This is a genomic window from Photorhabdus australis DSM 17609, assembly GCF_000711895.1.
Taxonomy (GTDB): Bacteria; Pseudomonadota; Gammaproteobacteria; order Enterobacterales; family Enterobacteriaceae; genus Photorhabdus; species Photorhabdus australis.
Genome location: NZ_JONO01000051.1, coordinates 1 through 14,349, shown reverse-complemented (window position 1 = coordinate 14,349; position 14,349 = coordinate 1). Strand labels below are relative to the sequence as shown.

Annotated in this window: 15 protein-coding genes; 11 read left to right on the top strand and 4 right to left on the bottom strand. The window is 43.6% G+C overall.

Annotation, left to right across the window (positions count from 1 at the left end; translation table 11 throughout):
• Nucleotides 1-59: 59 nt before the first annotated feature.
• The 3 genes from ggt to BO26_RS14405 form a co-directional block, all read right to left on the bottom strand.
• Complete coding sequence (gene ggt / locus BO26_RS14415) at nucleotides 60-1,820, bottom strand: gamma-glutamyltransferase (RefSeq protein ID WP_036772484.1); 1,761 nt, start codon at nucleotides 1,818-1,820, stop codon at nucleotides 60-62.
• Between the two features lie 223 nt (nucleotides 1,821-2,043).
• A complete protein-coding gene (locus BO26_RS14410) occupies nucleotides 2,044-2,646 on the bottom strand; it encodes a peroxiredoxin C (RefSeq protein ID WP_036772482.1) in 603 nt (200 codons plus the stop codon).
• 257 nt (nucleotides 2,647-2,903) lie between these two features.
• Complete coding sequence (locus BO26_RS14405) at nucleotides 2,904-3,500, bottom strand: acyl carrier protein phosphodiesterase (protein ID WP_036772480.1); 597 nt, start codon at nucleotides 3,498-3,500, stop codon at nucleotides 2,904-2,906.
• A 104-nt stretch (nucleotides 3,501-3,604) separates the two neighbouring features.
• Between BO26_RS14405 and queA the strand changes: the two genes are divergently transcribed.
• The 11 genes from queA (at nucleotide 3,605) to pgpA (ending at nucleotide 13,599) form a co-directional block, all read left to right on the top strand.
• On the top strand, nucleotides 3,605-4,672 hold the full coding sequence (gene queA, locus BO26_RS14400; protein ID WP_036772478.1) for a tRNA preQ1(34) S-adenosylmethionine ribosyltransferase-isomerase QueA: 1,068 nt from the start codon (nucleotides 3,605-3,607) through the stop codon (nucleotides 4,670-4,672).
• 174 nt (nucleotides 4,673-4,846) lie between these two features.
• On the top strand, nucleotides 4,847-5,971 hold the full coding sequence (gene tgt, locus BO26_RS14395; protein WP_036772476.1) for a tRNA guanosine(34) transglycosylase Tgt: 1,125 nt from the start codon (nucleotides 4,847-4,849) through the stop codon (nucleotides 5,969-5,971).
• Between the two features lie 146 nt (nucleotides 5,972-6,117).
• Nucleotides 6,118-6,450, top strand: coding sequence for a preprotein translocase subunit YajC (gene yajC, locus BO26_RS14390; RefSeq protein WP_036772475.1), 333 nt, complete (start codon nucleotides 6,118-6,120; stop codon nucleotides 6,448-6,450).
• Between the two features lie 27 nt (nucleotides 6,451-6,477).
• Nucleotides 6,478-8,325 carry a protein translocase subunit SecD gene (gene secD, locus BO26_RS14385; protein WP_072023270.1) on the top strand — a complete coding sequence of 616 codons (1,848 nt, stop codon included), beginning with the start codon at nucleotides 6,478-6,480 and terminating at the stop codon, nucleotides 8,323-8,325.
• 10 nt (nucleotides 8,326-8,335) lie between these two features.
• Nucleotides 8,336-9,304: a protein translocase subunit SecF gene (secF, locus tag BO26_RS14380; RefSeq protein WP_036772471.1), complete on the top strand. Its 969-nt coding sequence runs from the start codon at nucleotides 8,336-8,338 to the stop codon at nucleotides 9,302-9,304.
• A 112-nt stretch (nucleotides 9,305-9,416) separates the two neighbouring features.
• Nucleotides 9,417-9,866: a transcriptional regulator NrdR gene (gene nrdR / locus BO26_RS14375; protein ID WP_036772470.1), complete on the top strand. Its 450-nt coding sequence runs from the start codon at nucleotides 9,417-9,419 to the stop codon at nucleotides 9,864-9,866.
• Between the two features lie 7 nt (nucleotides 9,867-9,873).
• The gene (ribD, locus tag BO26_RS14370) at nucleotides 9,874-10,983 is read left to right on the top strand and encodes a bifunctional diaminohydroxyphosphoribosylaminopyrimidine deaminase/5-amino-6-(5-phosphoribosylamino)uracil reductase RibD (RefSeq protein WP_201771280.1); all 1,110 of its coding nucleotides are present in this window, start codon (nucleotides 9,874-9,876) and stop codon (nucleotides 10,981-10,983) included.
• A gap of 128 nt (nucleotides 10,984-11,111) precedes the next feature.
• Nucleotides 11,112-11,582, top strand: a complete 471-nt coding sequence (ribH, locus tag BO26_RS14365) for a 6,7-dimethyl-8-ribityllumazine synthase (RefSeq protein WP_036772469.1) — start codon at nucleotides 11,112-11,114, stop codon at nucleotides 11,580-11,582.
• Nucleotides 11,583-11,608: 26 nt separating this feature from the next.
• Nucleotides 11,609-12,028, top strand: coding sequence for a transcription antitermination factor NusB (nusB, locus tag BO26_RS14360; protein ID WP_036772468.1), 420 nt, complete (start codon nucleotides 11,609-11,611; stop codon nucleotides 12,026-12,028).
• 97 nt (nucleotides 12,029-12,125) lie between these two features.
• The gene (gene thiL, locus BO26_RS14355; RefSeq protein ID WP_036772467.1) at nucleotides 12,126-13,115 is read left to right on the top strand and encodes a thiamine-phosphate kinase; all 990 of its coding nucleotides are present in this window, start codon (nucleotides 12,126-12,128) and stop codon (nucleotides 13,113-13,115) included.
• On the top strand, nucleotides 13,108-13,599 hold the full coding sequence (pgpA, locus tag BO26_RS14350) for a phosphatidylglycerophosphatase A (protein ID WP_036772466.1): 492 nt from the start codon (nucleotides 13,108-13,110) through the stop codon (nucleotides 13,597-13,599). Before thiL ends, pgpA begins: the two co-directional genes overlap by 8 nt.
• Before the next feature lie 501 nt (nucleotides 13,600-14,100).
• Here pgpA and BO26_RS14345 read toward each other — a convergent pair.
• A partial coding sequence (locus BO26_RS14345) for a transposase (protein WP_201771279.1) occupies nucleotides 14,101-14,349 on the bottom strand: 249 nt, incomplete at its 5' end.

Sequence of the window (14,349 nt, the reverse complement as noted above, 5' to 3'; positions counted from 1 at the left end):
CCCGGTATTTTGAAATTTTTTCTCTTACATGGATTGCTTGTTTCCTGAATTATTGGTCATTAGTAACCAATAGCAGCACCTGCTGGACGTCTAACATCATTGGCGCCATAGAAATGTTTTTCACGCACCTGACCCGATACGGCTGCATCGTTACCTGAAGAATCGGCATTTGAAGTAGCAGCTTTCGGCAAACCAACCATAATCACCTCAGCGGCGCCCCATGGTGTTTGTTCCACCATCTTATATCCCATTTTTTCTAGTAGATTCAGTGAATCTTTAGAAAGACCACGTTGTTCATAATACACTTCATCTGGTAACCATTGATGATGAATACGTGGGCTGTTAACGGCTTCTTGAGGTTGCATACCATGTTCGATGATATTTAGAGCCGCTTGCAGGGTTATGGAGATAATACGAGAGCCACCTGGGGAGCCTAGTACAAGGAATATCTTATTGTCTTTAGTGACAAGTGTCGGACTCATTGATGATAGTGGGCGCTTACCAGGGGCAATGGAGTTCGTTGCTCCCTGAACAAGCCCATACAGATTCTTCTCGCCAATTTTAGTCGTAAAATCGTCCATTTCATCATTAAGGAAGAAACCTGTTCCTGGTGCGATAACAACTGCCCCAAACAGTCCATTAATGGTATAGGTGGTTGAAACTGCATTACCTTCGCTATCTACAATTGAGTAGTGTGTGGTTTCTAGTTTCTCATGTGGTCCAACACCGGGCTGAACGTTTTCTGATCTTGTTGCTTCCCCCGGTTTTATATTTTTGCGTAAAGATTCAGCATAGCTCTTACTCAATAAGCGATCGATTGGGTTTTTAATAAATTCTGGATCGCCAAGGTAGGTATTTCTATCCATATAGGCATGACGCATTGCTTCAGTCAGGGTGTGAACATAATCAGCAGAATTGAATCCCATTTCTTTGAGGTTATAGCCTTCCAGAATATTCAGTGTTTCACACATTGTTACTCCTCCTGAACTTGGTGGAGGTGAAGATATAAATTTATAACCACGATAGCTACAGGTGATTGGTGTGGTTTCTGAGATTTTATAATTGGCAAAATCAGCTTCGGTAATGATACCGCCTGATTTTTTAGCCGCTTCTGCGACTAATTTAGAAATATCTCCATGATAGAAAGCTTCCTGACCTTTTTTGGCAATTAACTCCAGTGTATTCGCTAAATCGGTTTGTACCAGTCTATCGCCTGGTTGATAAGGTGAACCATCTTTATGTAGGAAAATGCGGGCCGCTTCTGGATCTTTGCGGAAGCGTTCAATGGTAGTGTCCAGAATATCGGTGTCTGCGCGGGTCAGTATAAAACCTTCACGCGCTAGCTTAATTGCGGGTGCCATGACCTGTTTACGGCTTAGTTTGCCATATTTTTTTAGGACGCTATCCAGACCCATGACTGTTCCCGGCACACCGACTGACAGATAGCCGTATAAGCTGGCGCCTTTAATAACATTGCCTGCTTTATCCAGATACATATTTGCGCTTGCTGCACTTGGCGCAGTTTCACGGAAATTAATAAAGGTATCAGTGCCATCAGCTAAATGAATTGTCATAAAGCCACCGCCGCCGATATTGCCACAGCATGGGTTGACGACGGCTTGAGCATAACCAACAGCAACAGCTGCATCAATTGCATTTCCACCTATCTTGAGAATATCCACACCAACTTGTGAAGCAAGATGTTGCGCTGAGACAACCATGCCATTTTTAGCTTCAACGGCGGGTTCTGAAGCTGCATAAAGATGAGGAGAGATGAGTAAAGCTATTATAGTTAGTGGTGTTTTCCATGTTTTGAACATATTGTGAACTCTTGTCATTTTGTGGGGTTATTTTTATAAGTGGAAATGTTGGTTTTATTTACACTGATTAAAGTGTTAATCATTTGTAAATTTAAATTATAGAGCTGTGATAGTAATCAGGCGTGTTGATTTTTGTGCGCAAAGTGGCAAAACAAGGAATTTCAGGGATAAAAAAACCAGCTGGGATAAACCCAACTGGTTAGAGTCGTTGTAATGCTTGAGATTACAGTTTAGACGCGTTTTGGGACAGGTATTTAGCTACGCCGTCTGGAGAAGCGCTCATACCTTCTTTACCTTTTTCCCACTGTGCAGGACATACATCGCCGTGTTCTTCGTGGAACTGCAGTGCGTCAACCATACGCAGCATTTCATCAATGTTACGACCCAGTGGCAGATCGTTAACAACTTGGTGACGGACAATACCGTTTTTGTCTATCAGGAAAGAGCCACGCAGAGCTACGCCTGCATCTGGGTGCTCAATACCGTAGGATTTTTGAATTTCGCGTTTAATATCAGCAACCATAGCATATTTAACTTCGCCAATACCGCCCTTTTCGATAGAGGTTTTACGCCAGGCGTTGTGAACGAATGCAGAATCAAAAGAAACACCAACGACTTCAACACCACGTTTTTTAAATTCTTCGTAGCGATGGTCGAATGCGATCAGTTCAGAAGGACATACGAAAGTGAAGTCCATCGGCCAGAAGAAGATAACGGCAGGTTTACCGTTCAGATGATTTTTCAGGTTGAAATTTTCAACGATTTCGCCATTACCGAGAACAGCTGCTGCTGTAAAGTCGGGGGCTGGACGGGTTACCAGAACCATAATTTACTCCTGTAATTTTGATCGGGGTTTGTGTAAAAATTGGATATAGAATAAGGAATTAGCGTACACCAATAAAGGAAAAAATACTAATTTTTGCAATAGATTTTACCTATCAATACCTTATTTTTATTTTCTTTACCTTAAGAAAATAGGGATATTTTTGTAAAGGTTTAGCTGGATTCATATTAAAAGGTCATCTCATTAGGCTATTTTGTTTGGTATAGGGCCAACCTGAGCAATGTCCAGGTAAAGTCGGTTTATTGAACTGGGCAGTAGAAACCTTTATTTTCTGCTTTATTCATCATATAGGGATAAAATTGCCAGAATAGTGATTCTAAATCAGGGTAATGTTGCTCTATATCCTGAAATGACCCAGATAAGGCTGATAACCTGGGATGTCTTCGAGCCATTCCTGTTAATACATTTGCGATGAACGCAAGATCTGCATAGCGGATCAGCCAGTTTTGTGGCCATAAAAATTCATTCAGTTCCTGAAATCTTTCTGGGGTTTTATAAAGATGGGGTTCTATCTGATTGCGGGCGTGGTGAATAAATGTTGGTAATGAGTAAGTAGGTACCAATTTATTCCAATGCAGGGAAAGGAAGTGATCCCAGATAATGTCCAAAGTAATTGGAGCGACCCGTCGATATGGAGCACTGAACAAATGACGTGCTTGAATAACCAATGGGTGAGTATCTGTTAAGACGTCAACACGTCGATGCATGCGAATACCAGCAGCTACATCGGCATCGTATTGTCCCTCTGGATTACCGCGAACAAAGTCCGCCATTAAATTCCCTAACAGGGAGCTTTCAGCCAGAGTAGCTAAATGAAGGTGAGCAAGAAAATTCATCCGGTAATTATAATATAAATCAGAGAAGTTATGTGCTTATTTGTTGCACCCTCAGAATTGTGGCACTAGACTAGTCCGCTTGTTTTTCTGAATGATTAAATATAATGCGTGTCTCCGATTTTACTTTTGAACTTCCTGACGAAATGATTGCTCGTTATCCTCAACCACAACGCAGTGGCTGCCGTCTGCTTTCTCTTGATGGAGAAACAGGAGCGTTAACGCATGGTGTTTTTACGGATGTTATCAATAAACTGAATACTGGAGATTTGCTGGTTTTCAATAATACCCGGGTAATACCGGCGCGTATTTTTGGCCGAAAGTCCACTGGCGGTAAGCTGGAAATTCTGGTTGAACGAATTCTGGATGATAAGCGAGTACTTGCCCATGTTCGTGCTTCCAAAGCGCCGAAAGAGGGAACTGAGCTGCTGCTGGGAGATAATGAGAGTATTAAAGCAACCATGTTGGCACGCCATGATACCCTGTTCGAAATACGTTTTGATGATGAACGTGATGTGCTGTCCATTCTGGATGATGTTGGTCATATGCCTTTGCCTCCCTATATTGATCGCCCTGATGAAGAGGCGGATCGCGAACTATATCAGACGGTATACAGTGAACGTCCTGGTGCAGTAGCGGCGCCAACGGCGGGGCTTCATTTTGATGAGCCATTATTGGAAGCTTTGCGTGAAAAAGGCGTGGAGATGGTTTTTGTGACATTGCATGTAGGCGCAGGTACTTTCCAGCCAGTACGTGTAGAAACTATCGAAGACCATGTTATGCATGCTGAATATGCTGAGGTACCCCAGAATGTGGTTGATGCTGTTCTGGCATGTAAAGCGCGAGGTAATAAAGTTGTTGCTGTCGGCACAACTTCAGTCCGTTCTTTGGAAAGTGCCGCAACAGCTTGTAAAGATGGATTAATTGCGCCATTTTTTGATGATACACGGATTTTTATTTATCCAGGTTTTGAATATCAGATTGTTGATGCTTTGATTACTAATTTCCATTTGCCGGAATCGACGCTTATCATGTTGGTTTCTGCATTTGCGGGTTATAAAAATACGATGAATGCTTATAAAGAGGCAGTTGCAGAAAAATACCGTTTCTTTAGCTATGGTGATGCCATGTTTATTCATCGTAATCCATTGGCTTTTGAGGAAATAATTTCTTAATTCATTGTAATAATGTATGAAATTAACAGGAGTGTGTCGTTGAGAATTCTTGAGAAAGATATTTCTGGATATCGTTTGGTGGGAGCCTCTGTTTATCAAATGTCAACTCTGCTCTGGTTTCAAACGTTTTTTAAGTCACAGCATCAGACTGTTTATCTGGTGCCTGGAGGTTAAGTGAAATTTGAATTACACACTACCGATGGTCAAGCCCGTCGAGGTCGCTTGGTTTTTGAGCGTGGAGTTGTAGAAACTCCGGCATTTATGCCTGTTGGTACTTATGGCACAGTAAAAGGGATGACGCCGGAAGAAGTGAAAGAAACGGGCGCGCAAATCCTGCTTGGCAATACGTTTCATCTGTGGCTGCGTCCTGGCCAGGAAATAATGAAGCTGCATGGTGATCTGCATGGATTTATGCAATGGCATGGTCCAATCCTGACAGATTCAGGTGGTTTCCAGGTATTTAGCCTTGGCGCAATGCGTAAAATTAAAGAGGAAGGTGTACACTTTCGTAACCCAATTAATGGTACCCCGGTTTTCCTCAGCCCGGAAAAATCGATGGAAATCCAATATGACTTGGGTTCCGATATTGTCATGATTTTTGATGAATGTACGCCATATCCTGCTGACTGGGATTATGCGAAACGTTCGATGGAAATGTCTTTACGTTGGGCGGCTCGTAGTCGTAAACGTTTTGATGAATTACAGAATAAGAATGCTTTGTTTGGCATTATTCAGGGTAGTATTTACGAAGATTTACGTGACATTTCAGTAAAAGGTCTGGTAGATATTGGCTTTGATGGGTACGCTGTAGGCGGTTTAGCGGTAGGAGAGCCGAAAGAAGATATGCATCGTATTCTTGAGCATATTTGTCCGCAAATCCCTCAGGATAAGCCGCGTTATCTGATGGGGGTAGGGAAACCAGAAGATTTGGTTGAAGGGGTTCGTCGTGGCATTGATATGTTCGATTGCGTAATGCCAACCCGTAATGCTCGTAATGGTCATCTTTTTGTTACAGAGGGTGTCATTAAAATTCGTAATGCCAAGCATAAGGAAGATACTTCACCGTTAGATGAACAGTGTGATTGCTATACTTGCCGGAATTATAGCCGTGCGTATTTGCATCATCTTGATCGTTGTAACGAAATCCTCGGTGCAAGGCTGAATACTATCCATAATTTGCGGTATTATCAGCGCTTGATGGCTGGGCTTCGTCAAGCCATCGAAGAAGGTAATCTTGAGCAGTTTGTTGAAGATTTTTATCAGCGGATTGGTAAACCAGTTCCGCTATTGAATGTTTGACTTGTAACCTGTCCCAATCGGTAGAAGTGTTGCATAAATAGTTAATGGGATAGGCAGTTAGTAGTGATTGACTGGTTTCGGTGTGTATAGCATATTGCGGCTGGTTTTTGATTACTATCGATTTTGATAACAATGAGGGAAGTTTAATGAGTTTTTTTATTTCTGAAGCAGCGGCATCTGCTGGCGCACCGGCTCAGGGAAATCCATATTCTTTGATCATTATGCTGGTTGTTTTCGGTTTGATCTTCTACTTCATGATTCTGCGTCCACAACAGAAACGTACCAAGGAACATAAAAAACTGATGGATTCCATTTCCAAAGGTGATGAAGTTCTGACCAATGGTGGTTTAATTGGTCGTGTCACAAAAGTTGCTGACACGGGTTATATTGTTGTGGCGCTGAATGATACTACTGAAGTGACCATTAAACGTGATTTCGTCGCTGCCGTTTTACCGAAAGGTACAATGAAAGCTCTGTAATTTCTGATTTTCCCGAAGGGAACTGCCGTGCTAAACCGTTATCCTTTGTGGAAGTATCTGATGCTGATCGCTGCGATCCTCATCGGTTTGCTTTATGCACTTCCCAACCTTTATGGTGAGGATCCGGCTGTACAAATCACTGGCGCGCGAGGCATTGCCGCCAGTGAGCGAACGCTGGACCAAGTCCGTAATGTTTTAGAGAAAGATCAAATCACGAGTAAATCTATTGTGCTGGAAAATGGTGCAATTCTTGCTCGTTTCAATAATCCTGATATTCAGCTCCGTGCCCGTGAAATATTGATGTCCGCATTGGGCGATCAATATGTGGTGGCATTGAACCTGGCGCCAGCAACGCCAACCTGGCTGAGTAAGCTTGGCGCAGAGCCAATGAAGCTGGGCCTTGACCTGCGTGGTGGTGTGCACTTCCTGATGGAGGTGGATATGGAGACTGCGTTAGGTAAACTGCAAGAGCAGAATATTGATGGCCTGCGTACTGATTTACGCGAAAAAGGCGTTCCTTACTCCACTATCCGCAAAACTGATAATTATGGTGTAGAAATTCGCTTCCGTGATGAAAAAGCTCGCTCTGATGCGGAGAGCTATCTTACTGGTCGTCACCGTGATTTAGTGCTCAGTGTTGGAGTAAACAATACCCTGAAAGCGGTGATGAGTGATGATCGTCAGCGCGAAGCCCGTTCTTATGCTGTGCAACAGAACATTACCATTCTGCGTAACCGTGTTAACCAACTGGGTGTTGCTGAACCTTTGGTTCAGCGTCAAGGCTCAGATCGTATCGTGGTTGAGTTACCGGGTATTCAGGATACTGCCCGCGCTAAAGAAATTCTTGGTGCGACAGCGACATTGGAATTCCGCTTAGTTAATTCCAGCGTTGATGCTACAGCGGCTGCGTCAGGCCGTGTACCGGGTGATTCTGAGGTGAAAAACACCCGCGATGGTAATCCGGTTGTGTTATATAAGCGTGTTATTCTGACTGGTGATCACATTACAGATTCGACCTCTGGTACGGATGAATACGGTCAGCCAGAGGTGAATATTTCACTGGACAGTGCTGGTGGTTCAGCGATGTCTAATTTCACCAAAGACAATGTTGGTAAACCAATGGCAACGCTGTTTGTGGAATATAAAGACAGCGGTAAGAAAGATGCTAATGGCCGGGCTGTGTTAGTCAAAAATGAAGAAGTGATTAACATTGCTAATATCCAGACCCGTTTGGGGAATAATTTCCGTATTACTGGTATTTCTAATGCAACTGAAGCCCGTCAGTTATCTTTACTGCTGCGCGCAGGTGCTTTGATTGCACCGATTCAGATTGTGGAAGAACGTACTATAGGACCAACTCTTGGCTTGCAAAACATTGAGCAAGGTTTGGAAGCCTGCTTGTGGGGATTAATCGCATCAATCTTGTTTATGGTGATTTACTATCGCAAATTTGGTTTGATTGCGAGTAGCGCACTGTTGGCGAACCTGATACTGATTGTTGGTGTGATGTCCCTATTACCGGGGGCTACGTTGACTATGCCGGGAATTGCAGGGATTGTTCTGACGTTGGCGGTGGCGGTTGATGCTAACGTATTGATAAACGAGCGTATTAAAGAAGAATTGCGTAATGGTCGTACTATACAGCAAGCGATACATGAAGGTTATAAAGGAGCATTCTCCAGTATTGTCGATGCTAACCTGACTACGCTGATTACTGCTGTCATTCTTTACGCCGTTGGTACAGGGTCAATTAAAGGCTTTGCGATAACAACGTCAATTGGTGTCGCCACTTCTATGTTCACTGCTATTGTTGGTACGCGGGCTATCGTGAACCTGCTATATGGCGGTAAGCGTATTAAGAAGCTGTCAATTTAAGGAGCTCGTTGTGGCACAGGATTATACTGTTGAACAATTGAACTACGGTCGTAAAGTCCACGACTTTATGCGCTGGGACAACGTTGCTTTCGGAATTTCGTTGCTGCTATTGGTGGCTTCTATTTTTGTGATGGCAACTCGAGGTTTTAACTGGGGATTGGATTTTACCGGTGGTACGGTAATCGAAATTAAGCTCAGTAAACCTGCTGATCTGGATAAGATGCGTGATAGCCTGGCGAAAGCGGGTTTTGCAGATCCCCTATTGCAAAACTTCGGTAGCAGCCGTGACGTGATGGTTCGTATGCCGCCGGTTACAGGTGCGGCTAATGAAGAGCTGAGCAAAAGGGTAATCAAGGTCGTCAATGACACCGTTGATAAAGATGCGAATGTAAATCGCGTTGAAATTGTTGGGCCGAGTGTCGGTGCTGAACTCGCTCAAAATGGTGCCATGGCGTTGCTGTCGGCACTTATCTGTATCTTGATTTATGTTGGATTCCGGTTTGAATGGCGGTTGGCATTGGGTGCGGTTCTCGCGCTTGCGCATGACGTCGTCATCACGCTAGGGGTACTGTCGTTGTTCTATATTGAGATTGACCTGACAATTGTGGCATCGCTGATGTCCGTTATTGGTTACTCGCTGAATGACAGTATCGTGGTTTCTGATCGTATTCGTGAAAACTTCCGTAAGATCCGCCGTGGCACGTCGTATGAAATTATGAACGTGTCTCTGACTCAAACGTTGAGTCGTACCATTATGACTTCTGCAACAACCTTACTGGTGGTGCTGATGTTGTATATTTTCGGTGGTGCAATGCTGAAAGGGTTCTCACTGGCGATGTTAATCGGTGTTTCTATCGGTACGATATCTTCTATCTATGTTGCTTCCGCATTAGCGTTGAAACTGGGTATGAAGCGTGAGCACATGATTCAGCAAAAGGTTGAGAAGGAAGGGGCTGATCAGCCATCTTTATTGCCTTAATTATTTTGCTTGATGCTGTAGACACCCTGTGAGCATCTGGCTGGCAGGGTGTTTTTTGTTCAGATTAAAGATAGACTGTAAACTTAATTCGGATTAACCATCAGGAAACGATATGCATTGCCCATTTTGTGCTGCTGTTGATACCAAAGTGATTGACTCCCGTTTGGTTGGGGATGGCTCGCAGGTGCGTCGGCGACGTCAGTGCCTTGAATGTCATGAACGATTCACCACTTTTGAAATGGCTGAGTTGGTCATGCCGAGAGTAATTAAAAGTGATGATATCCGGGAGCCATTCGATGAAGAAAAATTACGGCGTGGTATGCAAAAAGCATTGGAGAAACGCCCAGTTAGCTCTGATGATGTAGAAATGGCAATGAGCTATATTAAATCTCAGTTACGTGCTACCGGTGAGCGGGAAATCCCATCTAAAATGATTGGTAATTTGGTAATGGATGAGTTGAAGAAATTGGATAAAGTCGCCTATATCCGTTTTGCTTCCGTCTACCGCAGCTTTGAAGATATTCGTGAATTTGGCGAAGAGATTGCTAAATTACAGGATTAATAAGCTAGTGAATAGAGATGAAAAATATATGGCGCGTGCGCTTGAATTGGCGCGTCAGGGATGTTTTACCACATCACCTAATCCTAACGTCGGTTGTGTAATTGTGCGTGATGGACAGATTGTTGGGGAAGGTTTTCATTTACGTTCTGGTGGTCCACATGCTGAAGTTCATGCTTTACGGATGGCCGGAGATAAAGCCAAAGGTTCAACCGCTTATGTCACTCTTGAGCCATGCAGTCATCACGGTAAAACGCCTCCTTGTGCTGATGCCTTGATTGCTGCTGGCGTCAGCCGTGTAGTTACGGCGATGCAAGACCCTAATCCACAAGTAGCGGGAAGAGGGCTTTATAAGCTGCAACAGGCGGGTATTGAAGTAGAACATGGACTTATGATGACAGAAGCGGAATCCCTTAACAGAGGGTTTCTGAAGCGGATGCGTACAGGGTTCCCGTATGTTCAACTGAAGATGGCCGCTTCTCTCGATGGACGGACAGCGCTGGCTTCCGGAGAAAGCAAATGGATTACATCATCACAGTCTCGTTATGATGTGCAGAAACTCCGTGCTCAATGTAGCGCTATTCTGAGTTCCAGCAACACTGTTCTGGCCGATGATCCTTACCTGACGGTTCGCTGGAACGAATTAGATGCAGAAACTCAAGCGGTTTATCCTGAGGAAAATCTTCGTCAGCCAGTGCGTGTCATTGTTGACAGTCAGAACCGCGTTGCTCAGCATCATCAGGTCGTACAACAATCGGGTCATTGTTGGTTGGCTCGAACCAAAACGGATGAAGGTAACTGGCCTGAAAATGTGGAGCAGATACTGCTGCCTGCTCATGGTGCTGGTGTGGATTTAGTGTTACTGATGATGCAATTGGGCAAACGTCAGATTAATACTGTTTGGGCAGAATGTGGTCCGTTATTGGCTGGGGCCTTGTTGACTTTGGGGTTGGTGGATGAGCTGGTTCTTTATGTTGCGCCAAAAGTGTTGGGTGATACCGCTTGTGGTTTGTTTACTATTCCTGAACTCAAAAGTCTGGTGAAGGCACCAGAGTTTGACATTTTTGATATACAGCAAGTCGGGCCGGATCTTCGTTTGCGCCTGCGGCCGGTATACTGATTATTAAATGTATGAGTGTAGGTTAGTCAGCCCATTTTTATGCTTTGTTGCTAAATCGGCAGGCGCGGCTAACAAAAGAATATGATAGAATCCGCCCCCCTGCGGATATGAACAGATAAAGGAAGGCTATGAACGTAATCAAAGGTGTTGTTGCAGCTCCACAAGCTCGTGTGGCGATTGCTATTGCACGTTTTAACAACTTCATTAACGACAGTCTGTTAGGCGGCGCAGTAGATGCGCTTGAGCGTATCGGTCAGGTTGCTTCGGAAAATATTACTGTTGTCTGGGTTCCCGGTGCCTATGAATTACCATTGACGGTGAAAACGCTGGTTGAAACCAAAAAGTATGATGCAGTCGTCGCGCTGGGTACAGTTATCCGCGGTGGTACCGCTCATTTTGAATACGTTGCTGGTGAATGCAGCTCCGGTCTGTCTAATGTGGCAATGACCAGTGAAATCCCAGTGGCATTTGGTGTTCTTACCACAGAAAGCATTGAACAGGCGATTGAGCGTGCTGGGACTAAGGCGGGTAATAAGGGTGCAGAAGCTGCATTAACCGCCTTGGAAATGGTCAATGTAATTAATGCCATTAAAGGCTGATTTTAGTTTTAATTAAGGGGAATCTTGTGAAACCTGCTGCTCGTCGTCGTGCTCGTGAGTGCGCTGTTCAGGCTATATACTCATGGCAATTATCTGGCAATGACATTGCTGATGTTGAATTACAGTTTCTGTCGGAGCAGGACGTCACTGGTGTTGACGTAACCTATTTTCGTGAATTGCTGTCAGGGGTAGCTGTGAACGCAGTTAAGCTGGATGCTTTGATGGCTCCTTACCTTTCCCGTCAGCTCGAAGAGTTAGGTCAGGTAGAAAAAGCCATTTTGCGTGTTGCTATGTTTGAACTAAGTTATCGTGATGATGTCCCTTATAAAGTGGCTATTAACGAAGCTATAGAATTGGCAAAAGTCTTCGGTGCCGAAGATAGTCACAAATTCGTGAACGGAGTACTGGATAAATCTGGTCCAGCAGTACGTAAGAAAAGAAAGTAACTGCTCGCCGGGTTTTTCCCACCGTAGACGATGATTTGTAAGGCCGGTATCCCCGGCCTTATGTTCATAATCATCAGTAACTTTTTGGGATTTTATTATGGCATGTGGCGAATTTGACCTCATTGCACGTTATTTTGATCGGCAGGTAACTCATCGGCGTGATGTCAATCTTGGTATTGGTGACGACTGTGCATTGATGACGCTAGCCGATAAACAGCAATTGGCTGTTAGTACTGATACCTTAGTTTCAGGCATTCATTTCTTACCTGGTATTTCTCCTGAAGATTTGGCTTATAAATCTCTTGCTGTGAATCTTAGTGATCTGGCTGCTGTCGGCGCCGATCCAGCCTGGCTTTCATTGGCATTAACATTACCTGAAGTGGATGAGAATTGGCTGAGGCGGTTTAGTGACAGCCTGTTTGAACAACTGCATTATTATGGTATGCAACTTGTCGGTGGTGATACCACCCGCGGCCCCATGAGCCTGACGTTGACGATTCATGGCCTGGTTCCCGCCGGTAAGGCATTGCGACGTACTGGTGCAAAAAATGGCGACTGGATTTATGTGAGTGGATCGTTGGGTGATAGTGCAGCGGGTTTGGCTCTGTTACAAAATCGCTTGCGGCTCGCTGATCCTGAATCCTGTAATTGGTTGATTCAACGTCATCTCAGGCCACAACCTCGTGTTTTGCAAGGTCAGGCGTTGCGTGGACTGGCAACATCAGCAATTGATTTGTCTGATGGATTGATTTCCGATCTGGGGCACATCCTGAAAGCGAGTCGATGTGGGGCCAGAATAAATTTGGATGCGATTCCTTACTCTGATGTGATAAGCCAATATATTGAACCACAACAGGCTTTGATGTGGGCTTTGAGTGGCGGGGAAGACTATGAATTATGTTTTACCGTCCCGGAAAGGAATCGCGGCGCTTTGGAAATTGCTTTGTCTCATACAGGGGCTAGTTTTAGTTGTATCGGGCAGATTATGCCGGAAGCGGAAGGAATTCGTTACTACAGCAATAACAAAGAGATTAAATTGGATCTGAAAGGGTTTGATCATTTTATTAAGGAGGAAACTCATGGATGAAGCAAAACGTCGTTTACGGATGAGTAATCCCTGGCATTTATTAGCTACCGGTTTTGGTAGTGGGCTATCGCCAATAATGCCGGGGACAATGGGGTCTGTGGCTTCTATTCCATTTTGGTTATTACTGATGCAATTTCCAGAATGGATTTGCTGGCTGGCTATTATTGTTGGGATGCTGTTTGGGATAATGATTTGCCAGCGTACTTCTGATGATATGAAAGTACATGACCATGGTAGTATTGTTTGGGATGAATTTATCGGTATGTGGATCACATTGATGGCAATTCCAGTTATTAGCTGGCAGTGGGTTTTGACTGGTTTTATTGTGTTCCGTATTTTTGATATGTGGAAGCCGTGGCCAATTCGCTGGTTTGATCGTTATGTTCACGGTGGATTAGGTATCATGTTGGATGATATTATCGCGGCTGCATTTTCGTTCGTGATTGTCTGGCTATTGGCGTTCTATCAGATTTTTGCTTTCTGATATGCGCTAATGAGATTGATAATAAGTTTGGCGCGCTGCATGAGTGTAGCGCATATTTTGTTTCCTGTTTAGATACGGGGCATTAATTAATTTTTCTTTTAGTAAATTTAAAATTTTATCTTTATTTAAATAACAAAAAATATATCTTTATTTTAACTTAAATATAATTCTTTAAAAAATTAATAATGTTATGTTGTTATTGTTTATGTCATATTTATGATTGTAAAATAGGTATTCTCTTATTCTCTTATTCTCTTATTCTCTTATTCTCTTATTCTCTTATTCTCTTATTTATGTTGGTAATTTTTTTAATTGATTATTTCATATAATAAACATGGAGTTTCATCTAAAGGTAAATTACTATACCCGTCATCTTTCAAGTTGCTTCTTTGTTGGCTGCACTCACTCACCCCGGTCACATAGTTATCTATGCTCCCGGGAATTCGCTCCCTTACCGCCGTAATGCATTTTGAAATCCATAGGGTATATACCCAAGAAACTTCAAGATGCAGTTTTTAGCACCTGAAAATGGTCATTAATTCTCGATGTCAGCGAGTCCGCTATATCAGGTAGCGTTGTAGTGAAAAATTTGAACACTTTGTCTCGAAATTCCTGTTTATTAGCGAAATAACGGTTATTTCGAACCTGTTCATTCATGACCTTCCATAATCGCTCTATCGGGTTTAAATTGGGACTGTAGGGAGGAAGGTAATGTAACTCAATATTGCTGATATAAGCCCAGTCCTTCAC

Bases quoted from the DNA above. Each gene is read 5' to 3' on its own strand.
- ggt (WP_036772484.1), bottom strand. From the start codon at position 1,820: ATGTTCAAAACATGGAAAACACCACTAACTATAATAGCTTTACTCATC.
- BO26_RS14410 (WP_036772482.1), bottom strand. From the start codon at position 2,646: ATGGTTCTGGTAACCCGTCCAGCCCCCGACTTTACAGCAGCAGCTGTT.
- BO26_RS14405 (WP_036772480.1), bottom strand. From the start codon at position 3,500: ATGAATTTTCTTGCTCACCTTCATTTAGCTACTCTGGCTGAAAGCTCC.
- queA (WP_036772478.1), top strand. From the start codon at position 3,605: ATGCGTGTCTCCGATTTTACTTTTGAACTTCCTGACGAAATGATTGCT.
- yajC (WP_036772475.1), top strand. From the start codon at position 6,118: ATGAGTTTTTTTATTTCTGAAGCAGCGGCATCTGCTGGCGCACCGGCT.
- nrdR (WP_036772470.1), top strand. From the start codon at position 9,417: ATGCATTGCCCATTTTGTGCTGCTGTTGATACCAAAGTGATTGACTCC.
- ribH (WP_036772469.1), top strand. From the start codon at position 11,112: ATGAACGTAATCAAAGGTGTTGTTGCAGCTCCACAAGCTCGTGTGGCG.
- thiL (WP_036772467.1), top strand. From the start codon at position 12,126: ATGGCATGTGGCGAATTTGACCTCATTGCACGTTATTTTGATCGGCAG.
- pgpA (WP_036772466.1), top strand. From the start codon at position 13,108: ATGGATGAAGCAAAACGTCGTTTACGGATGAGTAATCCCTGGCATTTA.